Source organism: Streptomyces sp. NPDC001970 (genome assembly GCF_053594115.1).
This window is the reverse complement of record NZ_JBSFDW010000035.1, coordinates 20,619-42,556: the sequence shown is the minus strand read 5'-3', so window position 1 is coordinate 42,556 and position 21,938 is coordinate 20,619. Positions and strand designations below refer to the sequence as shown.

Below are 21,938 nucleotides of genomic sequence, written 5' to 3'. Positions count from 1 at the left end.
CCCAGAGGCTTCAGATCAACGACACGAGATCGCGATCCGTGTACGCGGCTGCGCGGTCGGCATGTCCCTTCACCGCCTTCGACTCCTGCTCCGCTCAAACTTCAGTGACACGAACCATCTGATCGTCAACTTTCCCCGCCCGAAATGCGTGGGGATCAGCGTCCGATGCCCGTACTCACGGCGTGCTACACCAACCCGGTTAGGTCAGCGAGCCAGCGTCCCGCGGCGTCCGAGCCGACGATCCACGGGATCACCAGCCCGGCTGGAAACCTCCACCTCGACGAGGCTGAGCGTCCTGCGCCATCTCGGCCGGCACACAGCCCGCCCTCGATCAGCTGCAGTCACCAAGCTCATGGCCTACATGCCCACGGCGGTTGCCGTCGGCTACCTCCGCGAGCCCGAGATGGATCTGCCCATGCCCGGCCCTGACTTCGCCCACCGGATCAACACCCTGCTGACCGCAGCGGCCAACCACCCCGCCGGCCCCAGCCGTCTCCCCACGCGCCAGGATGGCCGCGAAAGAGACCAAGGAGGTGCTCACTCTCCCACCCGCCACCCCTCTGACGAGGCCGTCCAGCAGCACATAGGGGAGACCGCAACCCGATGAATCGCCTGCCAGCGGCTCCAGCGGGTCTGGGCCGGAGCGCAGGTGCCAGCTCACCCGACTGCACTGTCGCTCCAGGGGAGTAAATCGGTCGGTGTAACTCCCAATCATGAAAGCTGCATCGATGACTAGTGAGAACGTGACCGAGCACGAGGCTGTCGAGTCGACGGCGGCCGTGTCGGCGAAAGCCGTGACGACCATATTGACGAGCTGGTGAAGCCTGCCCAGAGCACCTGGGGCCACCTGCCTCCGGCTCGGTGACCGATCCCCATGCATTGCTGCTGGAGCCGGGGCTTACAGCAGCGCCTCGTCTCGCTCGGATCCGGGCTCCGGTCGGCCGACCGCGATCTCAGCACACCCGTGTGAGACACGCTCGAGAGCGGTGAGCGCGCGCGGGGAGGGGCAGCGGGCATTCCCATGCCGGCTTGCGCGTCTGCGCGGATATATCAGACCGGGGTATCCGAGAGGTTCACGTCATGGGATCGCTTCCTTACGCTAAGTGAAGCGTCAGCAGGGGAAGTTGGCGCGTGGGCCGGGGTGAACAGGGGTGGGCATGGGAGCTGCGTCGATCGAGGGAATCACCTTTGACCTGAAGAGACTGTTCGGTGAGGCCACCTACTGCATTGAGTACTACCAGCGCGAGTACGCGTGGTCGGCGGAGGACGTGCGCACCTTGGTGAGCGACCTCTTTGCGGCGTTCGACCGGCTGGCCCGGGAGGGGCGTCTGCACGAGCGCGACGCGGACGACTTCTTCCTCGGCCCCTTCGTCTACATCCAGCAGTCTCCGCACATGCGGTTCCTCGTCGACGGACAGCAGCGCTTCACCACCTTGCACCTGCTGTTCCTGCACCTCTATCAGTCAGCCCGGGCCTGGGGATTTCGCGATGTCGTCAGCAAGCTCGACCGGGTGATCACTGATTTCGGTCGTGGCAACCGCCCCCAGTTCCGCCTCGACATCGAAGAGCGCCAGGATGCTCTCGAAGCCCTCTATAGGGAACGGCCCTACGAGGTAACCGCCGGAGCCTCGCTGTCGGTACGCAACCTGCACGAACGCAGCCAGCAGATCGGCGACCTCCTCGAGGAACACCTCGAGGCAGAGCACTGCCAGGCGTTCGTCGACTGGCTGCTATCCAAGGTGATCATGGTCGGCATCCGTGCCCCCAGCCGCGACAGCGGCTTCCGCATCTTCGAGTCGATGAACGATCGCGGCGCCCGTCTGACACCTGTGGACCTCGTCAAGAGCTACCTGCTGTCCAACGTGAGAACAGGTGAGGAGAAGCTCAACGAAGCCTGGCGCCGCATGCTTGCCGAGCTGACCGGTGTCCGCGGAGACACCGACGCCCCACGCAGATTCCTCAAGTCCGCGCTCCTGGCCCGCTACGCCACCGTGGGCGAGAACGAGACGTCCGACAGCGAAGACATCGATGCAGCGCTGAACATCTGGATCCGCAAGAACAGCAAGCGGATCGGGCTGCGCCAACCCGACGACTACTTCCGCTTCGTCGAAGACCTGATCCGCCTCGCCGAGCACCACAGAACATTCCTGCACGCCAGCAAACAGCCCTACCACCAGCACGGCCTGTCAGCCCTGTTCTACAACGAAGCCAACGGACTGACCAACCAGATGGCCCTCATCCTGGCGCCCATCCAGCCGCACGACACAGACACCCAAGCCAAAACCAAGGCTGCCCTGGTCGCCAACTATCTTGACCGCCTATACGTGGAACGCGTCCTCAACGACGACCCCGTCCAGGCCAAGGACTTCCAACCGGACATCCACCGCCTCGTACCCCAACTGCGCACCTGCGCCACCCCCGACGATGTGTCCGAACTCCTGTCGGCCCAGCTTCCCGACAACTCCTTCGAACAGGTCGCCACCTTCGGTATGCGCGGCAACAACAAGGCCCAGGTCCGCTACCTGCTGGCCCGGCTGACCGCCTACGTGGAGACAGAAACCGGCAAGCCCGACCTCATCGCCGACTACCTGAGCCGAGAACGCACCTGGCAGATCGAGCACCTGTACGCCAACCACCCAGAGCGGCACACACACGAGACCCCGAGCGCCGTCACCTTCCGCGCCTGGCGCGCCCGACTCGGCGTCCTGGTCCTGCTACGCCAGCCGGACAACGCCAGCTACAACGACCTCCCACTGGACGTGAAAAGACGCCGCTACGCACGCGAGAACGCCCTGGCCGCCATCCTTGCCCCCGAGCACCGCAAGAACAATCCGACGCTGAAAGGCTTCGTCGCCCGCCACGGCATCGAGTCCCACTTCCGCGAGTTCGGCAACGAGACCATCCAACAGATCGTCGAGATTCGCGGCGAACTCTATCGCCGCCTGTGCACGCACATCTGGAACCCGCAGCGCCTCGGATTCCACCCCAAGGAGCAGACCACCAACACCCCGGCATCCACCCCGCACGTTCCGCCCGCCGCTGATGCGCGCCGCGGAGCACTGCGCACCGACCTGGCACGCCTGATGCGGGCCGGCGTCCTGCCTCCGGGCACGCGGATCGACGCCGACCACCGGGGCATCCGCTACACCGCAACCGTCGACGCGGAAGGCTTCGTCACGCTGGACAGCGGTGACCGATACGGCAGCGCAGACGAAGCCGGGAAGGTCGTCTGCGGGACACGCCGCTGCGCCGGCATGGCGTTCTGGCACATCACTCCGGCGCAAGGACCCCGGTGCTCCCTGCGCGACGTGCGTGCGCAGGCCCAACGGGACGGCGTACTTACCGGCATCCGGAGAACCTGAGCACGCGCAGCACGAACCGCTTTGCCTCAGCCGTGGCAACCGCATGAAATGTGCATCACCGCACGGACCACCGGACTATCGTCGGCAGCGTTGGGCGAGTCGTCGAGCAGGCTGCCCGACCGGCCGGTCACCAGCAGCAGGCCAGCCGCTCCGGCGAGCGCAGTTGCCGGCCCAGCCGGAGCCGCGAGGCCGTCTCGCCCGGCCGCGAGCGCGGGGGCGGAACGTCAGTCCTGACCAGATGACGGCAGCGGCCTGCTTCAACTCTTTCTGGCGACTGAAGCTTGTCTTTGTCCGGCGTTCGGTACCTCGAAGCCGAAGCGGCTGCCCGGACGCTCCCATTCGGCGGGCGAGACGGGTACTTGATCAGGACTGGACCTGTCTACGGGGCCTCGATGGGCAGGGGATCACCGAGCGGGTCTTCCGGGTCCATCTTGTACCGCTGCGGGGTGAAGGTGCCGTCCTGCTGCTGGTAGTCGTACTGCCGTGCACCGTTACCCGAGGCCACCGAGAACAGTGCACCGCCGTCAGCCTTCACCTCTGTGGTCCCTGGGTCGCCGTCACTCGTCCAGTGGACGACGAAGCTGAAGGTATGGACATCTGCGGTCGTGAGCGCGACGAGAGTGAGTACCTCAGGTTCGCTCTCGGTGACCTGAACGGGGAAGCCTCGCACCCGCATCTGTCCGGTGGAGTTCCGGCCCTCCTTGAACTTGAGTCTCGGAACGTTCTTGTCGAGATTGACGAGGAACGAGCTGACGTTGGAGTCGCCGCAGCCCCCGACCCGCTGCACCCGCACGCTCGTCTTGGGCGTCGGCTTCACATCCGCCACATTCACAGTGATGTTCTGGATCGTAACTGCGCGTGAGGTCTTGCCCTGGAGTGTCAGAGTGATGGTCGTTCGGTCGGCAGTGACGGCATTGTGGTCCCGGTCGAATGCGGCTAACTGCTTCTTGTAGGCAGCGACCTCAGCGGTGGTCTGGGTCGCGCCGCTGTTCACATGGGCCGCGATATCGTCCAGGGACGGAGCTTTGAGGAAGACCTTCCCCGGGCCGCCCTCGCATGCGTCCCACGGGTCGCTCTCACTGATGCTGTAGGTGAGTGGCGTCGTCGGCGTGGTCGGCGACTGCTTTCCCCCCACGGTCGGCGACTGCGTCCCGGAAAGATCGACACTATTGCCCCCGCCACACACAGAGCCGCCTGAGCACTCGTTGGTGGAACACCCGAGGAGCAGCGACCCGGCGCACATTGTCAGGACGGCGAGGCGGCAGATGTACCTCATCTTCCTGACTCCGGGCTTGAGGTTGGCGTGGCCGTCGGATCAGGGCCGTTGCCGAAGTTGGTGTTGTTGTCGTGGCCGCAGACAGTCTGGTTGCTGCACTCGTTACGGTCCCCGCCGATGGTGTCCGTGGCGAACAGTGTGACCAGCGTTCCGGCGATTGCGACGAGCGCGGCTAATGCTGCAAGCCACACCCGCGTGCGCTGGTGCCCGGACATGGGCATGCTTCCCCCTGGGTTTTGCTGCGGATGCAGGCCGAATGCCTGTCGTGTCTAAGTATCTTCATCTTCTTCCAGATGAAGCGGGGATTTCGGAAATCCGCTGTCTGCTGCCGGAGTGACTCCAGGGGGCAGCGGTGGCGTGCGATGCAGGGAAGGAGGATGTTCCGGAGCCGGACGGTCGGCACTGTCCGAGTTGCCGTCTGGACCATGCAGAGCAGCCGTCGCAGGCAAAAGCGAGCCTTGGCCGCGGCGCCGTTGGGGTGCAGCAGGGCTGGTGGAAGGGGGCGGCGCTGCTGTAGGCGATGGCGGGGTTGGTGTCGTCGATGACGCACTGGACCGCGGTGGTCGACTCCGCGCCGTCGACCGAGCGGGCTTACAGGTCGAGGGCTTCCAGCTCCAGGACGCCCTGGACTGGCTGTCCGGCGACCCCCGTTGCGCCGTCCACCAGCCTGCTCACCGACCTTGCCGTTTTCGACCCTCGCGGCTCGGCGGAAGTCACCCGCACCTACTGGCAGGGCGACACCCACAAACGCGCCTTCGGTATCGGGCCGCGACCTGTTCTGCAGCGCCTTCCGGCATCAGCCCAGTCGGCGCCAGGTGAGTTCGGCCGATCGGTCGGCGCCCCAGAGGCGGGTGGGGGTGACAAGGCTCAGTTTCAGGTACTCGTTTTCGAAGCTGACCGTCCTGATCTGGGGCCGTCCGGTCCAGTTCGGGAAGAGGCTGGCCGTGACGTGATGCTCGACGGTTGTTGGATCGACCACGTGGAAGGGGCCGCCGTAGGCGACGTAGGTCATTGCAGCCTGCGTCAGTTCTTCTGCCGTGGCTTCCTCGAGACGGTTGGATCGCGTGCGCTGGCGGTCGCTGCGGCACAGTTGGGCGGACATGTAGCCCTCGGGGGTGTAGATGATCAGGCCGTGCGGCCGGTGGCCGAGGGGGTGGATGATCTGGCCGTCCGGGCTTGTCGCGGTGTAGGACGCAAGTTCCCATGCGCCCAGCAGCTTTCTGCGCACCTCTTCACAGGCCTCGTGTTCGCTGATTGCTGCCGCTTGGTCGTAGGTTGTCATGGATATGCTCCTTTCATCCGTGGGTTCGTCGTCCGGCCCCGTTGGGTCCAGCTCCCCGCGGCGAGAGGGCGGGCCGACAGCCGGCCTCGTGGACCGCCGAGGAGGCTGCGTAGATCGCCGCGCCGAGGAGGCCGGACAGGCGAGTCAGGCGCGCCGGACTTGGGCAAGGCGAGCAGCAGGGAGGCAGCGGCAAGGGCAGCTGCCACGCAGTCGGCGCGCCATGTCCCGTTGCTTGCGGGAGGACTCCCGGACGGTGCGAGAAGGCAGCGCCCCCAGGGCCGGTCCGGTGCCGCCAGCTCCCAGGGCTCGACCGGCCTGACCGCCCGCAGTCGAGGCAGCGTAAGCCGATCTGGCCGGCCGTGGTGATGATGCCCGCCGCCGTGGTGGAGACGCCCAGGTCGTGGGCGTTCTGTTCGACCAGCGGCTGTGTGAGGTGCCTGGGGGGGCACGGAGGGGGCCTGTGGGTGAGAGCCGTGGGGGTCAGTTCCGTGTGGGTTCGCCGTCGACGAGCCGCCACAGGCGCAGTGGGTTGGCATCGCGCAGCGGCTCGGGAAGCAGCTCGTCGGGGAAGCCCTGGTAGGTGACCGGCCGCAGGAATCGCTCGATCGCGCTCATTCCGACGGAGGTGAAGCGGCTGTCGGAGGTGGCCGGGAAGGGGCCTGTGTGGACGGAGGCGTTGGAGACCTCTTGCGGCATGGAGAAGGCGTTGATCACTATGCGGCCGGTGCGGCGCTCCAGGATCGGCAGGAGCTGCTTTGCGGCGGCACGATCGGCTGCTTCGGCGTGCATCGTGGCGGACAGCTGTCCCCTGAAGGCGCAGGCCACGTGGTGCAGTTGCTCCATGTCGGTCAGCCTGACCAGCAGGATGGATGGGCCGAAGACCTCCTGACGCAGGGCCGGTTCGGCCAGCACCTGCCCACCGGTGACCTCATACAGCAGAGACTGGCCGTCCCATGTGCGGATCGGGTCCGCTCCCGCGCCGATCCGGGTGGCGCCGCCCTCCTCGATCCGCCGTACGTTGCGGGTGTAGGAGTCGTGGATGCCGGGCGTGAGCATGGTCCGCGCGGCCGTCTTGGCCACCTCGGCCGTGGCCGCGTCCCGCAGCTCCGTGAAGCCGGGCCCGTCGATGGCAAGGAGGATGGCAGGCTTCAGGCAGGCCTGCCCGACGTTGTACTGCGCGCGCTGGGCAACGCCGGTACCGATCTCCGCGCCCCGGGCTGCCAGGGCGGCGGGCAGGACGAAGGTCGGGTTGACGCTGGTCATCTCGGTGAACACGGGGATGGGGTCAGGACGCTGCTGGGCCCGGCGGAAGAGGGCCATGCCGCCGCCCTCAGAGCCGGTGAAGGTGACCGCCCGGACCAGGGGGTGTTCCACCAGTGCCTCGCCGATCTCGTTGCCTGCGCCCCGGACCAGCGAGAAAACCCCTTCATGCAGTCCCGCTTCGGTGACGGCCTGCCGGATGGCGCGGCCCTGGATCTCAGAAGCACCGGGATGGGCGTTGTGCGCCTTGAGGACGACTGGGCAGCCGGCGGCCAGGGCGGAGGCGGTGTCGCCGCCTGCGACGGAGTAGGAGATCGGGAAGTTGCTGGCGCCGAAGATCACCACGGGGCCGAGGGCCACCTTCTGCATCCGGTGGTCCATGCGCGGTGCGGGCTGCCGCTCCGGCTGTGCGGGGTCGATGGTCGCCTGGAGAAAACGGCCGTGACGGACCACGGTGGCGAACTTGCGGAAGTGTTCAGCGGCCCTCAGGGTCTCACCCTCGAACTGGGCAGCGGGCAGTCCGGTCTCCAGTGAGGTACGAGCGGCGAGTTCGTTCTTGACCGCCTCGAGCCTGTCCGCGATGAGGTCGAGGAACGCGGCCCGCTCGGTGGGGCCGGTGTGGCTGTAGCTGTCGAAGGCCTCGTCGGCGAGGCGGAGGGCGCGGTCGACCTCGGCTGGGCCGCCGACGGCGAACTCGGGATCGAGGAGCTCGCCGGTGGCGGGGTTGAGTGCCTTCATCGTGCCTGCGGTGGCGGGTACGCAGGCCGCTCCGATCAGCAGTTCTCCGGTCAGCGTCATGCCTGGGCTCCCGTGAATGCGGTGGTGAGATCGTCCGTGGTGACAATGGCGTGGGCGTAGGTAGGGCCGTTCAGCTCGTGCGAGGCGTGCATCTCTTCAGGGAGAAAGGCGGCGGTGGCGTCCCGGACCAGCGTCACGTGGTAGCCGAGTTCCATGGCAAACCGGCCGGTGGACTCGATGCAGGTGTTTGCCAGCAGGCCGACGACCACGACGTGGGTGATGCCGTGCTGCTTGAGCTGGAGGTCCAGGTCGGTGTTGGCGAATCCGCTCTGCCCCCAGTGCTCCTGGGCGACGACATCGCCGGCCTGCGGCTGGAAGTCGGGGTGGAACTGGCCGCCCCAGGTACCGCGGGCGAAGTTGTGCCGCTCCTGGATCTTCCGCTGGGTGGGACTCGGGTGGTCCCAGGTCTCGTAGTCACCCGGCTCCCAGCGGCGGTGCGGGACGAACACCACGCGTATGCCGCTCTCGCGGGCGGAGGTGACCACGGAGCGCAGGTGGTCCAGCAGGCCGACCTCATGCGCCATGCGCTCCAAGTGCGGCCAGACCTTGCCGCCCTCGGAGAGGAAGTCGTTGTAGGGGTCGACGAGCAGGACCGCCGTGCGGCGGGGGTCGTAGGTCTCGGTCATCGTGTCTCCTTCAATCTGGATGATGTAGAACATCTAGATTAGAGGATTAGCCGCATCATCCTGGAAGTCAAGCGAGTGCAGGTCGTATCAGCATTTCCCCACCATGTGTATGATGAGCATCTTCTAGTCGTCCGGCGACATGCGTCGTACCTTGAAGGGGGGCCCGACATGGGGCACTCGCAGGCGGACAAGGCGGCATCCCGCGAGCGGGTGCTGCGGATGGCGGCCCGCAAGGTCCGCGCCGAGGGCGTGACCCGGCCTGGCGTCGCGGACCTGATGAAGGAGGCCGGGCTGACGCACGGCGGCTTCTACAAGCACTTCACTTCCCGGGACGACCTGATCGCCCAGGCTTCGGCCGTGGCCCTGGCCGAGGGCTCGGCGAAAATGGAGAGAGCCGCGCGGAAGAACAAGCAGGATCCGCGTGCCGGCCTCGTCGACGCCTACCTCGCCAAACAGCACCGCGATGCGCCGGCCACCGGTTGCGCCCTGGTCACGCTCGGCGCCGCAGCCGGGCGCGGCGACCAGCACTTCAAAGAGGCCTACGAGAAGCAGGTCCGCGCATACCTCGACCTGATCGCCGGCCTCGACGACGATGCCGAGGAAGCCCGGGCCGAGTCGATGCTCACCCTCAGCGCCCTGGTCGGCGCCACGCTCATGTCCCGGGCCGTGGCCGACTCCGGCCTCTCCGACGAACTGCTGGAAGCGGTTGCCGGCCGGCTCAAGCGCCACGCTCCAGGGACCCCGTCTTCCGCCGCCTGATACATACCCGGGCACGGACGCTTTGCCGGGGCAAGGTCCCCCGGCCGTATCCAGCGCAGCGCGGCGGGGGTGATCTCCGGCAGGTGGCGTTGGTGGGCATGGCGTAGCCGAGCGCCTTGTTCTCGTCAGCTGGCGCGGGCGCCGTCGTGGGGTGGCCGGCCGTGCCATCGGTGGGCGCAGTGCCCGGCCTGCCGGTCCGGGAAAGTGATGTCGGTGACCGCCTCCAGGGTTGCAGGGAGACCCGGCGCTGCGGCGATCGTCGACGCGGTGGCACGTGGCGGTCACCTACGGGACGGCGGGGGCGGGCGACGAGGGGTGGGAAGACGAAGACGAGGGCGGTCACGCTCCGGTCGCGGGCTCCAAGATTGCGCACCTCATCCTGTGGAGGCTGCGTGACTACACCGGCGACAATCGGTGGGAGACGGCGGACGCTGAATCCGGCGATCTCGAGGCTATTGTCTCCGCTGTCCTTGGCCGTTCCGGGCGCACGGGCTACAGCGCCGCGTTCGAGAAGGCGGTCACACATCCCGTCGGCGATCTGCTGATCCTCGACCGCGTCAGCCTTGACAAGGCGTGGAGGGGTTTCGGACTGGGCCCGGCGCTGGCCGTCGAGGCGATCCGCCGCCTGTCCGGGGGCTGTTGCGCGGTAGCGGTGTTTCCCGGCATGGGCGAGTACCCCGAAGACCGCGAGCAGGTCACCGAGGCCTATCGGCTCCAGGCGAAGAAGAAGATCGCCGCACGTGGGAGAGCATCGGCTTCCAGCCGTTCCGCCGCGGGGTATGGCTCCTGGACACCGCCTTGCGCCGACCGGAGGAGCTCATGCAGGCCCGCCGCGCTCAACTGCGTGCGCTCGGGACGGCCTTCCGGCAGCCCGGGTCCGTCTGAGAGCGGCCTGGCGGACCTACCGCTGGCGCGGACGGCACCGGGTCGCGCCGGGGGGTGGTCAGCCCTGTTCGACTGTCACGTCGCCGTCGGCGAGGTCGCCGAGCGCTGCGACGACGGACTCGATGTACTCACGGTGCGGCAGGGGCAGGTGGCTCATGTCTGGGACGACGTGCACGCCGGATCGGCGGCACGGCGCGCGGACTCCCGGTATCACGGCCGGCGCGCCGTTCACCGGGCTGGCCCAAAACCTGCAGCGGCTGGCGCGCAGGCACATGGCTCGCCCGCTGGGACATCTCCGCATCCGGTCGGCTCACCGTCTGGGACCGTGCGGCACGGCGTGGATATGTGCTGCGCATGGGCACGGCGGGTAGTTCATAGTGATCGGACACTTCCCCGCAGCATGATCGGACGGCTTGTGACGACTGCGTACAGCGAATCCAGCACCGAGCGCATCCCCGAACGCGTCCCCGGGCGGTCCTGGACCGTTCGCCTGACGGGACACAGCGACCGCACCGCCACTGTCACCTGCAGCACGGCCGCGTGCCGCATGCCGGCCCGCTCCAAGAACCTGGCCGCGATGCGCACCTTCGCCGCCCAGCACGCCGCCGCCCACGCCAGGGTGGCGACCGTCCGGCCGAACGCCGCCTGCCATTGCCGGGCCCAGCAGTGCGCCGCCCACCCCGCAGCCAAGGTCTACTGCGCCGGCGTGGTGGTGATGATCCTGCGTCATGACCCGACGGTGGGCCGGGTGTGGAGCGTGGAGGAGGTCTGCGCGGCCTGCGCGCCCCTGATTTCCCACGCCACGGTCGTCGCGCGTGCCGCCCGTCCCCGGCCTGCCGCAGCCGAGAAGGATCCCGCGCAGGTTCCGGCTCCGCGCTCGGCCGTACCGGGTGGGTTCTCCTCGCCGGGCGCCCCGGCAGCCGGTGATGCTCAGCGCCGCCGGCCCCGACCCACGGCCCGCCGTCCGCGCCGCCCGGGCAACGGGCAGGGACGCTGACCGCAGCGGCCGCGACTCGCCTCCCGGGGACCGGCCGCCAGAATCGTCGCAGCCGCGTCGCGGACCCCGTCCGCCTCGCGTGTCCCGTCGTGCGGGACGCGGGCGTCGAGGAAGCGCGTGCTGCACCCACCCTCCGAAGACGGCGAGGAAGGCAACGATGGCTGCGAAGGCTTCAGGGTTCTCCTTGACGAAGCCGACGAAGTTCTCGATGGCACGCATCCTTTCGTGAGCGTGCGGTCCAGGCGCCGGGGCGGAGTCCGCCACAGTGCCCGGCGGCGGCAGCATCGGCCGGACACAGAACCCGACCGCCGGGCGGTGTCCAGTCTCACCTACTGCTGTGCGGCTTCGTTGCTCGGGCCGGTCCCTTTCGCGCCTGCAGCGTGATCCACTTCTGGCGTGGCTCCGTATGCATCCTGAACGGTCGGCAGCGGGTCCCTGTGTGGGCGATATGGGGCCGGTTGTCGGAGGGGGATGGTTGGATCTGGCCAGGAACCTGAGATCAACGGCGACTTGGGGCCCGGGGGCGATGTCAAGGGTGGCGTCGGCTGATCAAGCATGTGAGCAGGCCGGCGCCGGGGCCTTGAGAGGGGAGGGCGGTTCGTATGTTGCTGGACGAGGTCCTGATACAGAACTTCCGCAATTTCACCGACGCGCAGCAGATGAAGGTCGAGCCGACCGTCACCACGCTGATCGGGAAGAACGAGGCGGGCAAAACCACGGTCCTCAAGGCGCTGCACCGCCTGAACCCCGCGAACAACCCGGACGACTTCAACCTCACCCAGGAGTACCCGCGGCGCCGTCTGGCCCGTGATCGTCGCGCCGGCGATCTGAGTGACTGCACCCCGGTCCAGGCATGGTTCACCCTGGAGGACAGCGACGTGGCGGGGTTCACCGCCATCTTCGACGTCGCCCCGCCGGCCAGCACCCGGATCGCCGCAGGCCGCACCTACGGCAACGAGCAGTGGATCGAGGTGGAGTTCTCCTTCCAGGACGCCCTCGCCGGGGCCTGCCAGTCCAGCGGCGTCGACCAGGAGGACGCCCAGAAGCTGGCCGCCGCCGCCGACGACGCGGAAGCCGCGACCGCGGCGGCCAAGGAGCTGCGCGACGCCGGGTACCAGGCCAGGGCCCAGGCGGTCGCCAAGGTGCCTGGCGCGCTGAAGCCCTACATCCCGCTGCTCAACTACGAGCAGACCGACGCCGTGCTGGAGTTGCTGCCCAAGTTCTTCTACTTCTCCAGCTACGAACTGCTGCCCGGCGAGTGCGACCTGAACGAACTGGTCTCCCGCGTCCAGAACAACGCGCTGGAGCCCGGTGACGAGACCATGCTGTCGCTGCTGGACCTGGCAGGAGAGAAGCCGCAGAACCTGCTGGACGAGGACTGCGACAGCCGCAACGCCGAACTCCAGGCGGCCAGCGTCGACCTCAGCGACCGGGTCTTCGAGTACTGGAAGCAGAACGACGCCCTCACCGTCGACTTCGACACCGACATGCCCATGGTCGGCACCGAACCGGACGGACGCCCGGTGCGCCACCGCGTACTGAAGGTGCAGCTGCGCGACGAACGCCACGGCGGCGTCACCACCAACTTCGCCACCCGCTCCGCTGGCTTCCAGTGGTTCTTCTCCTTCATGGCCGCCTTCAGCCGCTACCAGAACGCCCCCGAACGAGTCGTCGTCCTGCTTGACGAGCCGGGCACCAGCCTGCACGGCGAAGCCCAGGGCGACTTCCTCCGCTTCATCTTCGGCGAGCTCGGCGCGCACAAGCAGGTCCTTTACACCACCCACTCCCAGCACATGATCGACCCGACCCGGTACGAATCCATGCGCGCCGTCCACGACCAGGCCACCCGGGAGCACCCGGAACTCGGCGTGGTGATCTCACCGGTCAGCCTGTCCGCCGACCGAACCACCGTGCTGCCCGTCGAGGCCGCCCTGGGCTACTCCGTGGCCCAGCACCTCTTCCTCGGCTCCGGCCCTCACCTGGCCGTTGAGGGCAGCAGCGACTTCGTCTTCCTGGCCCGCATGTCCGACTACCTGACCTCCCGCGGGCGGCAGGGACTGTCCTCCCGCATGTCGATCATCCCGGTCGGCGGCATCGGCAACATGCCCGCCTTCGTCGCCCTGCTCGGCCGCCGCCTGGAGGTGTTCGCCCTCATCGACGGCGCGGAAACCGCCAAGGTGACCCACAAGGTCCGCAAGGCTGCCGCAGCCGCCGGTGTCGGCCCCGCCCGCGTCGTCGTCATCGGCGAACAGGACGGACTCCCGGCCTCCGGCGACATCGAGGACCTGTTCACACCCAAGGACTACCTCTGGCTGTACAGCCGGGCCGTCAAACAACTCACGGAAGACCAGCTGCCGCACACCCCCGAGCCCATTCTCAAGCGCATCGGCCAGGTCAACGGCACGTTCGACCACGTCGGCCCGGCCCACCAGCTGACCACCGACCGTGACGCCTTCTTCGACCAGGTCGACGACGAGACCCTCAACCGATTCGAAGAGCTCTTCAAGCGACTGACGACCGAACCTACGAACTGACCAGGGGTCGCGGGGACCGCAACCCCGGCCCGCGCGGCCGGGGCCGCCGCAGATACCCAGCACCCTACGCTCACACCCCGGAGCGGCCAGGGCCGCAAGCCGCGGTTGCACGGCTGAGGCACCACGCGGGCGCTCGTAACCCTGTTCCGGTGTGCATCGTTGGCCTGGGTGGTGCCGCCCTTGGTTGTGCTGTGACGGTGCCCGGCTGAGTGCCGCATCCGCCCACGCTTGATGCGGACAGGTAGGCCCAAGACGCACGGCGTCGTTCACAGCACCCCATCGCGTGGCCAGGCCACCGTAGAGTGCCGGGTCGTGGGGACCGGCAGGAGACGGCACCGTCATGACCGCATACCCGCGCAAGCGTCCCCAGCGGCGCAGCGAGATGCCCCACGGCTTTAAGCCGTCTGAAGGACTTCAGCAGATCCGCGATGCCCTGCCGCCCGCCCCTGAGGCACACACGGTAGCGCCCGTCCCGTACCCGGCGGGCGACGGGGTGCCGCCGGAACTATTGGCGCTGGTCACCTACCACTGCGAGCACATCAACGCCTACCTTGCCCGGGCCCAGAGTGTGGGCAACCTGCATCAGGACTGCATGGGGGAGTGGCGGCGCCTGGTCCTGTACGCCCTGACCGACGCTCTCGCACACAACCACCTCCTGGTCGGCACGATCGCCGCCTACCTCCAGCGCCAGGACCTCGACGCCGACCTCCTGCGCCGCTACCTGCGGTCACCCGACCCCGATCGCTACATCACCCGCGAGGCCGTCGAGCACCTCGACGGCCTGACCGGCGCCACACTCGAGCAACCCGTTGAGCCGACCTGGACCGCGGTCGGCCGGTGGATCGCCCGCGACACCCGCTGACTGTCCCGCCGTGCACGAACGCCTGCCCACGTGAGTCACCGGAGCTGCGCTGCACCACGCCCACGCGGGGTTCACGGGTGCGTCGGCCGGTTCTGTGCGGTGAGGTCGCGGAGCAGGGTAGGCAGGTCGCCCGGCTTCGCGGCGTCCGCGGCCTGCTGCTGCAGTGGCCCGAGGTCGTCGTCGGCGAGCTGATCGACCCAGGCGACTGCGCCCCGGGGCTCGACATCCGACAAAGGAAGCCGCGCTCGACTGCTCTGGGGCCATCCACGCCGGCCCTTGTGCTTCGGCGCCCTCGGCTTCCACCTGCGTCGTGTGCCGGACGGGTCAGACCCTCCAAGTGCGCAGCTGGTCTGCGACGGCGTAGACATCCAGGCGGGTGTCGCGGATCTTCCGGACGAGGTCGGGCAGGGCCCCGTAAGGGGGGTCGATACCTTCGCCGGACTGGTCCATGTACTGGGCGGCGACGAAGGCCGCGAACAGGCTGTTTCGGTGCGGCAGCGGCTCCAGGCGAACGATGGTGTGCAAGAGCGCGGCCGCACGCCATGCGGCATCCGGATCGGAGGCCTCCAGCGTCGGCATCCGGGTCTTGTGGCGCGCGACGGCCGCCACCAGCCCGGAATAGTCGGAAACCGTCACGTCCTCATGGCCGAGTGCGAGTTCCTGCACGTCCAGAAGCCAGGCGACATCGATGTGAAGGACGGCCATCAGGCAGCCGCAGCCCCGTCGCGGCGCTCAGAGGGCGGGATCTCCTCGGGGAACGCCTCGTCGAACTCGGTGCGCAGCTTGTCCGCCCACTCGGCAGCGCCGGCGACGAACCGCTTGCGGTGCATCTCGCGAACGCCGAGGTCATGGAGGTACTGCTTGAGGCTCTTGCCCTCGGCTGCGGCTGCCGCGCGCACGGCCTCGAGTTCCTCGTCGGTGAAGGACACATTCAGTGACGGCATACCCGTGATGGTACCTAGTAGGTGCCATCGTGCGCCAGGCCCGCGGCCACGCCTGCGGAGGCACAGCGCCGCCCGCACTTCGCAGGCGTATCCCGTGCCGGTCGCGTCCAGGCACCGGGACAGAGTCCGCCACAGTGCCCGCCTGCGGCAGCATCGGCCGACGCCGTGCTGGAGTGGTCGTACCGTGGGCAGGATCCCCTTCCTCGCGGGCGTGTGTGCGCGGGGACCTGGGCCGGGGGGAGGGGCTTGATGGCGCTGACGGCATTACACCCGGAGCGGGGGCGCCTGGATGCGACGGTGGAGGATCTCGGCAGCGGCTGGAGATGGGAGGCGGTTCACCGGGTCCGGCCACGGGCCGAGTTGAGGTGTCCGGAGTGCGGGCACGGCGTGCGGGCCAAGGTGTCACCGCGGGGGCTGAGGTTCTTCGCGCATCTGCCCGGGGCCCTGGCCTGCGCACTGGCCGAGGAGACGATGGCCCACCGCCTCCTCAAGCAGGAGCTGGCTACCGCCGCCCGGGCCGCGGGGTGGACAGCCGACCTGGAGGTGAGCGGTCCCAGCCGTGCCTGGCGCGCCGACGTCCTGGCCTCGGCCGGCGGCCGCCGGATCGCGCTGGAGGCACAGCTTTCGCCCATCCCCCCGGACCACATACGAGAGCGGACGCAGCGCATGGCAGCGGACGGGGTGGCTTCGGTGTGGTTCTCGGACCGTCCCCGGCCGCCATGGCTGGGCGTCGTCCCCTCGGTGCGCCTGACCGCGGGGGAGAACGGCCTGGCCGCTGTCGAAGGATTGGCCCACTTCGCCCACCCCACATGGCGACCCCAAGGCCCCGTCCCGATCGCTCAGTTCATGAACTGGCTCTTCACCGGGCACATCGTCTCGCACCGACCGCGTGTGGCCATGACACACACGGCACGGCCTTTGGCGACGGTGTGGACCACCGAAGCACACATCCGGCTCGAGAAGTCCTACACGGACTGGCAGGAGCAACAGAAGCTCAAGGCAGCCGAGAGTGCGAAGCGCCAGGAAGAACGACGCCAACTGCGTAAGGAACTTGCGACGGCGCACGAGCGCGACGAGGAGGAACTCCGGCGTGATGAACAGCAGCAGCTACAGGCCGAGGACCGCCGTCAGTGGGCATGCCAGCGCGCCCGCGACCTCGAGCTCAGCGCGAGAGCCGATCACACCCGCCTGGCCCTCGTGCGGCACTCGGGCAGCCTGCCCGGTATCCAGCGCGCCATCGTCCGCCTCGCCCGAGAACACCGCGTGCCCGTGGCCATCGGCTGGAGCGTCGGCGAGTCCCGCTATGCCGGCGGAATGCCGCTCGTGGCCGACGACGGCACCCTCCTCGGCGTCTTCGACCCGCTGCCCACCCACTCCACCGCCTGCATCTTCCTGGGAGACGTCGGCGCCCGCATGATCTTCCCGACCAAGGAACGCCGCGCTCGCTTCATCAGCCTGCTGAGGCAGGATCCCCCGGTCCTGGACTACTGGACGGCCGTCGTCTGAGCCCGGGACCCCGGCCACCAGAGTCGTCCCGGCGGGCGGCAGGCGGTCACCCGAAGTACGCCATCCCCGGACACCTTCGCCGATACGCCACGCCTTGGCCCCGCCCCGTGATCGCAGGCCGTCTGCCGGTGACGCGGAATGCGATAACCTCCGTGCTTCCCACAGGAATTGGGACTGTGAACCTTCCGGCTCACGTTGGCGCGTGGAGGAGGGCTCGGACACCGCGGAGTCGCAGGAGAGGGCTTTGAGCTGGCAGGGCGAGACGACGCCGTCGGCGGTCGGGGAGTACCACATAGAACGCCGTATCGGTGCGGGCGGCATGGGGGTCGTCTATCTGGCTGTGTCGCCGTCGGGCCGACGGGTCGCTCTGAAGGTCATCCGCGCAGAGTTCGCGGGGGACGCCGATTACCGCGCCCGGTTCCGGCATGAGATCGAGGCCGCACGGCAGGTCAGCGGGGCGTTCACGGCTCCGGTGGTGGGCGCCGATGCCGACTGCGACCCCCCGTGGATGGCGACGCAGTACTTCGACGCCCCGACGCTTTCGGAACGCGTGCAGGGGAGCGGCCCGTTCGACGAGGACGGCGTGTGGCGGCTGGGCCGGGGACTTGCCGAGGCCCTGCGGGACATCCACCGCGCCGGCCTGGTGCACCGCGATCTGAAGCCGAGCAATGTGCTGCTGACCGAGGACGGACCGCGGGTCATCGACTTCGGCATAGCCCGGGTGCTGAACGCGGAACGGCTGACGCAGACCGGCACGATACTCGGCACCGTGTCCTTCATGGCTCCCGAACAGCTCAGCTCCCCACGTGACGTAGGGGCGGCGGCCGACGTGTTCGCACTCGGCGGGCTCCTCACCTACGCGGCAACAGGCCGCGGGCCGTTCGTCGGCGACACCGGCGCCCCGCCCATCGCCATCGCCATGAACATCGCCCAGGACGAGCCGGACCTCACCGCAGTCCCCTCCGCCCTGCACTCCGTTATTGAGCAGTGCCTGTGCAAGGACCCCGCCGGCCGGCCCTCACCCACCGAACTTCTCGCCGTGCTCCAGGCGAAGGGCGCAGCGGCGGCGGGCCCGGAGAAATCCCGGGCGATGCCGGGACCCGTCGGCCTCGCGCACCGCTCACGGCTGCGGTCCCGGACCCGCACCTACATGCTGGGCGCCGTGGCCGTGATCGCGGTCGCCGTGGCGGTGCCGATCACGCAGAGGGGCGCTGCCGGAGGCGACCGTGCCGATGCCCGAGATTCCGCAACGCCCTCGGCCCCGGCCTCGCCGTCGGCCGCGTCGGTAGCGGCTGCTCCTGCCGTCGAACCAATGGCGGCCGTGCGGCCGAAGGGATGGGCTTTGTGGGAGAAGAAGCCGACCACTGCCGCGGAGTCCTTCGGGGGTGCCCGCCCCGCCTGTGCCGGTAGCGGGGATGTGCTCGTGTGCAGCGAAGCCGGTGTAGTAGCCGAACGGATCGATGCCGCCAGCGGACGGGTCATGTGGAGCAAGCGGCACACCCAAGAGACCTCGACGAGCTCGGTCGTGGGGTTCGCGGGACAAACGGCCCTGGTCCAGGACTTCACCCGGGATCAGCTCGTGGGCTTCGACGTGAAGACCGGTCACCGGCTGTGGTCGGCCCAGGCGTCAGGGCAGCCAGCGGGTACAACCGTGCAGGAATCCACGGTCACGATGGTTCACCCGCATGTGGACGGATCCCGGATCGACCGCAGGGACGCACGGACCGGAAAGCTGCTCGTGTCCAGGACCTTTCCCGCCGGCGCCTGGCCTTACGTCTTCGAGGGCGGGGACGGTGTGCTGCACGTGCTGAAGACCGGTGGCGACAAAGGCTATGTCACGTCCCTCGCCGTCCTGGACACGGCCACCCTGCGCACGACGACTCTCGCCACTTTCGATGAGGACCCCGGGACACCGGTCGCGGCCGACCGCGACACCGTGTCCTTCCTGCTCGACGGCAAGAGCATCACCCACGTCACTCGGGCCGACGGACACGTGCAACGCGTACCCCTGCAAAACGCCCAACTGGGCGTCCCCTACGCAGAGGACGGCACCCTGTACATCAGCCGCACGGACGGCACGCTGGCGTCATACGACCTGCGGACGGGCCGACGGCACTGGGCCGCAGAGACACAAGGCGAGTCCCCTGGCCGACCGGTGCTCGCCGACGGGCATCTGTACAGCCTGGCCAGCGACGGACGGATCACCCGCATCGACCCCGCCACGGGAAAGATCCTGTGGCGGAGCGCGGCGCGACGCGACCCGAATTGGAGTCTCAGGCCCATTGGCGACCCGAACGGCCCGAACCAGACACCCCCCGTGGTCCTGAACGGTGTCGTGTACGCGGGATCCACCACGGGGTCCATTTTCGCGATCGCCCGGCCCACAGCGTGAGCGCACATGACCGAGCCCGCCACCTGGCGCTGGGATTTCGGCCAGCATCTCTGGGGATGTGGCGTGCCGATGCATCGCCGTCGCAGGCGGTGCATCGCGTTCCACGGCTTATTCGCTCTGGACCTGTGCCTTGTTGATGGCGGCTTGAAGTTGAAGCCAGGTTGGATCTGTTGCGCTGGCCGTGGTCACCGTTGCCAGATCGTCTGCTTCCCATGTGCGGATTCCGTCGGTCAGGACAAGGTGCGTCTCCAGGTCGTCGCCGTCGTCCGGAATCTCGGCGGTGGCCTCCAAGAACGCTATGGCTGCAGCCCTCGAGACGTCCCTGCTTGTGGTGCGGGTCAGCGTGGAGCCGGTCAGCACGGACAAGAGCACCAGCTCTCCCTCACTGCCGGCGACGAGAAGCTCGCCGGTCGCCGTGGCGGCCAGCGCGGACAAGCGGGACCCGGTCAGCACATCGTGCTCGACCGCTTGCCGGGTTTCGAGGTCCACCTCGACCAGCGCCCCCGCGGGCGTTGCGATCCACAGCATGCCCGGTTGCGGTCCGAAGGCGATGTTGTGACGCGACCAGGCTTCCATCTGGTCAAGCCACTCCTGCGGGTACGGATAGCCAGGGCTGGGGTCGCCGAGGGTTGTGGCCAGAACCCGGTGCAACGAAGGAAACTCGAATACCTCCACCGAGTTGTCGTACGCGTTGCCGCGGACCGCCATATGACGTCCGTCCGCGCTGAAGAGCGGAGTCTCGTAGCCGTCACAGTCCAGGATCAGCGCCCGGCGGAGCAGCCGCATCACGGCAGGCGCGGTCCCTTGATCGACGCGCGCGAAAAGGCAGTGCGTGGCCCCCTGGTCGCTGGTGAGCGTGGCAACAAGTCCGCCCCCGGGATGCTCCGCGACTCCTGTGTCCCACGGGGGTCCGGCACCGATGGTTCCGGAGGCAAGGTCAAGGACGTCCGAGCTCTCCCACCCGCCGCCTTCGTCGCGAAACGACGGCGAACCCCACAGGGTCTGCCCGTCCGGGCTGAAAGCCAGACTGCGGTAGGAGGCGGTGGCTGGAGCGCCTTCCGGTTTGGAGACCCCAGCAGGAGTCCATTGCCGTAGTCCGTCTTCCCCTGCTACGACAAGCAGTGGCTGGTGCGGATGCCACGCCACAGCGGGCGTCCGCTCTGCCCGCTCCCACCCATAGGCGTCTCCATAGGCATTCGACGTGAGGCCCACGCAGCCGAGTTCGCGTAGCTGCCCCGCGCCGCAGTCCCAGATGTGGACCGCCGGACGCTCGGAGTCCGAGCAGGCCACCAGCGGAAGCCGCGGATGGCATCTCAGCTGTTCAAAAGAGCGTTCGTCGCCAACCAGCCCACGTGCCACTACTTCAAGATCAGTCACCCCAGCACCGTAGTTCTCGCCGGCCTGCGCGGCGAGGCTCTGCGCGGCCTTGCCGGCATCCGTCCCCGCCCAAAGCTCGGGCACCCGAGCCTCCCTCATCGATCGGTTGACTGGTCCCAGCCGACGACCACGCCGACGTGTCCTTACGAAGCGATCTCTGTTTGCTCATCCCAATGAGTGGCCGTGTCGTCGCGGGGCGCTGGGCGGCCAATCAGTCAAAGCCACAACCACGGCATGAGCGCTTCCAGCCATACCCAGGCCCCTGGGTTTCCCGATCGTACGAAGGACCGGAATCAACCCGCCAACACGGTAAGGAGCGCTTCAGTTGGCGAGTGAGCGCTTGAGTTGGCGGCGCCGGCGCCCACGTCTGCGCCGCGCGGGAGCGCATGCCGGGATGCACGCCCAACTGCTGGGCACGCCGTCCGCGACCGTCCGGGAGGGACAGGGGGATGACGGCCAGCCGTTCTTCGTCGCGCAGGCCACCTTCACCCCCGCCGGGCGCGACATCACCGGCAGCGCCCAGCAGGCCCGCACCCGAAAGGGCGCCCGGCAGCAGGCCATGACCACCCTCATCGCCGCGCTCGCCGACGTGCCTCGGCCACGCCGTCGCCGAACGCCTCACCACCACCCCCTCCCTGCTGCTCGGCGCCCACGGGATGACCGCCCGACCCCTCGCCGCCCACGTACGCGACCTCGTCGACGGCGCCGACCCCGGCCCCCTCCCCGCAGGGATGCCGCTTGCCGGGGAGGGCATCACGACCGCGTCGGGCCGGCCGTTCGACGCGGCGGCGGTCCGCTGGGTCCGCCACGTGCACAAAATCCCCTCCCCGTTCACGGTTCCGTTCCGCGACGGCGAGATCTCGGTCAAGGAGGTGGCCCGCCGCCTGGGGATCGCGGCTGACGCGGTCTACTACTGGATCGCCCACGGCCAGCTGGCCGCCCGCAAGACTCCCAGCGGACGCTGGTGCGTCCCCTGGGACGACGAGACCGAGGCCGCCTGCCGACGGCACATCGCCGAATCCGGGCACCTCACCCCGAAAACCCGAACCATCACAGCAGGAGGGGCAGTATGAAGCCG

General features: G+C 68.5%; 18 protein-coding genes. 9 read left to right on the top strand and 9 right to left on the bottom strand.

Annotated elements, in window-relative coordinates:
* Positions 1 to 361: 361 nt before the first annotated feature.
* Positions 362 to 607 carry a hypothetical protein gene (locus ACWCP0_RS32405; RefSeq protein ID WP_451082327.1) on the top strand — a complete coding sequence of 82 codons (246 nt, stop codon included), beginning with the start codon at positions 362 to 364 and terminating at the stop codon, positions 605 to 607.
* A 550-nt stretch (positions 608 to 1,157) separates the two neighbouring features.
* Positions 1,158 to 3,362 carry a GmrSD restriction endonuclease domain-containing protein gene (locus ACWCP0_RS32400; protein WP_451082326.1) on the top strand — a complete coding sequence of 735 codons (2,205 nt, stop codon included), beginning with the start codon at positions 1,158 to 1,160 and terminating at the stop codon, positions 3,360 to 3,362.
* Between the two features lie 379 nt (positions 3,363 to 3,741).
* Here ACWCP0_RS32400 and ACWCP0_RS32395 read toward each other — a convergent pair whose 3' ends face one another.
* The 5 genes from ACWCP0_RS32395 to ACWCP0_RS32375 form a co-directional block, all read right to left on the bottom strand.
* Complete coding sequence (locus ACWCP0_RS32395; RefSeq protein ID WP_451082325.1) at positions 3,742 to 4,638, bottom strand: hypothetical protein; 897 nt, start codon at positions 4,636 to 4,638, stop codon at positions 3,742 to 3,744.
* On the bottom strand, positions 4,635 to 4,853 hold the full coding sequence (locus ACWCP0_RS32390; RefSeq protein ID WP_451082324.1) for a hypothetical protein: 219 nt from the start codon (positions 4,851 to 4,853) through the stop codon (positions 4,635 to 4,637). The genes ACWCP0_RS32395 and ACWCP0_RS32390 overlap by 4 nt, the downstream gene beginning before the upstream one ends.
* A gap of 581 nt (positions 4,854 to 5,434) precedes the next feature.
* On the bottom strand, positions 5,435 to 5,920 hold the full coding sequence (locus tag ACWCP0_RS32385; protein ID WP_451082323.1) for a lipocalin-like domain-containing protein: 486 nt from the start codon (positions 5,918 to 5,920) through the stop codon (positions 5,435 to 5,437).
* Between the two features lie 480 nt (positions 5,921 to 6,400).
* Positions 6,401 to 7,978 (bottom strand): aldehyde dehydrogenase (NADP(+)), encoded by a 1,578-nt coding sequence (locus tag ACWCP0_RS32380; protein WP_451082322.1) that lies wholly within the window; start codon positions 7,976 to 7,978, stop codon positions 6,401 to 6,403.
* Positions 7,975 to 8,604: a cysteine hydrolase gene (locus ACWCP0_RS32375; RefSeq protein ID WP_451082321.1), complete on the bottom strand. Its 630-nt coding sequence runs from the start codon at positions 8,602 to 8,604 to the stop codon at positions 7,975 to 7,977. Before ACWCP0_RS32375 ends, ACWCP0_RS32380 begins: the two co-directional genes overlap by 4 nt.
* Before the next feature lie 168 nt (positions 8,605 to 8,772).
* On the opposite strand from ACWCP0_RS32375, the gene ACWCP0_RS32370 reads away from it, so the two are divergent.
* From ACWCP0_RS32370 to ACWCP0_RS32355, 4 genes are all read left to right on the top strand, one after another.
* A complete protein-coding gene (locus tag ACWCP0_RS32370) occupies positions 8,773 to 9,363 on the top strand; it encodes a TetR/AcrR family transcriptional regulator (protein ID WP_451082320.1) in 591 nt (196 codons plus the stop codon).
* 1,285 nt (positions 9,364 to 10,648) lie between these two features.
* A complete protein-coding gene (locus tag ACWCP0_RS32365) occupies positions 10,649 to 11,245 on the top strand; it encodes a hypothetical protein (RefSeq protein WP_451082319.1) in 597 nt (198 codons plus the stop codon).
* Between the two features lie 602 nt (positions 11,246 to 11,847).
* Entirely contained in the window at positions 11,848 to 13,779 is a 1,932-nt protein-coding gene (locus ACWCP0_RS32360; RefSeq protein WP_451082318.1) for an ATP-dependent nuclease, read from the top strand.
* Between the two features lie 340 nt (positions 13,780 to 14,119).
* Complete coding sequence (locus ACWCP0_RS32355) at positions 14,120 to 14,641, top strand: hypothetical protein (RefSeq protein ID WP_451082317.1); 522 nt, start codon at positions 14,120 to 14,122, stop codon at positions 14,639 to 14,641.
* A gap of 71 nt (positions 14,642 to 14,712) precedes the next feature.
* Here ACWCP0_RS32355 and ACWCP0_RS32350 read toward each other — a convergent pair whose 3' ends face one another.
* From ACWCP0_RS32350 to ACWCP0_RS32340, 3 genes are all read right to left on the bottom strand, one after another.
* Positions 14,713 to 14,874 carry a hypothetical protein gene (locus ACWCP0_RS32350; RefSeq protein WP_451082316.1) on the bottom strand — a complete coding sequence of 54 codons (162 nt, stop codon included), beginning with the start codon at positions 14,872 to 14,874 and terminating at the stop codon, positions 14,713 to 14,715.
* A 91-nt stretch (positions 14,875 to 14,965) separates the two neighbouring features.
* Positions 14,966 to 15,346, bottom strand: coding sequence for a toxin Doc (locus ACWCP0_RS32345; protein WP_451082315.1), 381 nt, complete (start codon positions 15,344 to 15,346; stop codon positions 14,966 to 14,968).
* Positions 15,346 to 15,585 (bottom strand): hypothetical protein, encoded by a 240-nt coding sequence (locus tag ACWCP0_RS32340; RefSeq protein WP_451082314.1) that lies wholly within the window; start codon positions 15,583 to 15,585, stop codon positions 15,346 to 15,348. Before ACWCP0_RS32340 ends, ACWCP0_RS32345 begins: the two co-directional genes overlap by 1 nt.
* Positions 15,586 to 15,972: 387 nt before the next feature.
* Here ACWCP0_RS32340 and ACWCP0_RS32335 point away from each other — a divergent pair, with 387 nt between their 5' ends.
* Both ACWCP0_RS32335 and ACWCP0_RS32330 read left to right on the top strand, forming a co-directional pair.
* Positions 15,973 to 17,091: a competence protein CoiA family protein gene (locus ACWCP0_RS32335; RefSeq protein WP_451082313.1), complete on the top strand. Its 1,119-nt coding sequence runs from the start codon at positions 15,973 to 15,975 to the stop codon at positions 17,089 to 17,091.
* 244 nt (positions 17,092 to 17,335) lie between these two features.
* The gene (locus tag ACWCP0_RS32330) at positions 17,336 to 19,483 is read left to right on the top strand and encodes a protein kinase domain-containing protein (RefSeq protein WP_451082312.1); all 2,148 of its coding nucleotides are present in this window, start codon (positions 17,336 to 17,338) and stop codon (positions 19,481 to 19,483) included.
* Between the two features lie 108 nt (positions 19,484 to 19,591).
* Here the strand turns inward: ACWCP0_RS32330 and ACWCP0_RS32325 are convergent, their stop codons facing one another.
* Positions 19,592 to 20,944 carry a hypothetical protein gene (locus ACWCP0_RS32325; protein WP_451082311.1) on the bottom strand — a complete coding sequence of 451 codons (1,353 nt, stop codon included), beginning with the start codon at positions 20,942 to 20,944 and terminating at the stop codon, positions 19,592 to 19,594.
* Positions 20,945 to 21,516: 572 nt separating this feature from the next.
* On the opposite strand from ACWCP0_RS32325, the gene ACWCP0_RS32320 reads away from it, so the two are divergent.
* A complete protein-coding gene (locus ACWCP0_RS32320; RefSeq protein WP_451082310.1) occupies positions 21,517 to 21,933 on the top strand; it encodes a MerR family DNA-binding transcriptional regulator in 417 nt (138 codons plus the stop codon).
* Positions 21,934 to 21,938 lie beyond the last annotated feature (5 nt).

Coding starts and splice junctions, on each gene's coding strand:
- ACWCP0_RS32340 (WP_451082314.1), bottom strand. CDS start 15,585: ATGCCGTCACTGAATGTGTCCTTCACCGACGAGGAACTCGAGGCCGTG.
- ACWCP0_RS32380 (WP_451082322.1), bottom strand. CDS start 7,978: ATGACGCTGACCGGAGAACTGCTGATCGGAGCGGCCTGCGTACCCGCC.
- ACWCP0_RS32345 (WP_451082315.1), bottom strand. CDS start 15,346: ATGGCCGTCCTTCACATCGATGTCGCCTGGCTTCTGGACGTGCAGGAA.
- ACWCP0_RS32390 (WP_451082324.1), bottom strand. CDS start 4,853: ATGTCCGGGCACCAGCGCACGCGGGTGTGGCTTGCAGCATTAGCCGCG.
- ACWCP0_RS32400 (WP_451082326.1), top strand. CDS start 1,158: ATGGGAGCTGCGTCGATCGAGGGAATCACCTTTGACCTGAAGAGACTG.
- ACWCP0_RS32370 (WP_451082320.1), top strand. CDS start 8,773: ATGGGGCACTCGCAGGCGGACAAGGCGGCATCCCGCGAGCGGGTGCTG.
- ACWCP0_RS32365 (WP_451082319.1), top strand. CDS start 10,649: ATGATCGGACGGCTTGTGACGACTGCGTACAGCGAATCCAGCACCGAG.
- ACWCP0_RS32355 (WP_451082317.1), top strand. CDS start 14,120: ATGACCGCATACCCGCGCAAGCGTCCCCAGCGGCGCAGCGAGATGCCC.
- ACWCP0_RS32360 (WP_451082318.1), top strand. CDS start 11,848: ATGTTGCTGGACGAGGTCCTGATACAGAACTTCCGCAATTTCACCGAC.
- ACWCP0_RS32320 (WP_451082310.1), top strand. CDS start 21,517: ATGACCGCCCGACCCCTCGCCGCCCACGTACGCGACCTCGTCGACGGC.
- ACWCP0_RS32375 (WP_451082321.1), bottom strand. CDS start 8,604: ATGACCGAGACCTACGACCCCCGCCGCACGGCGGTCCTGCTCGTCGAC.
- ACWCP0_RS32395 (WP_451082325.1), bottom strand. CDS start 4,638: ATGAGGTACATCTGCCGCCTCGCCGTCCTGACAATGTGCGCCGGGTCG.
- ACWCP0_RS32385 (WP_451082323.1), bottom strand. CDS start 5,920: ATGACAACCTACGACCAAGCGGCAGCAATCAGCGAACACGAGGCCTGT.
- ACWCP0_RS32405 (WP_451082327.1), top strand. CDS start 362: ATGCCCACGGCGGTTGCCGTCGGCTACCTCCGCGAGCCCGAGATGGAT.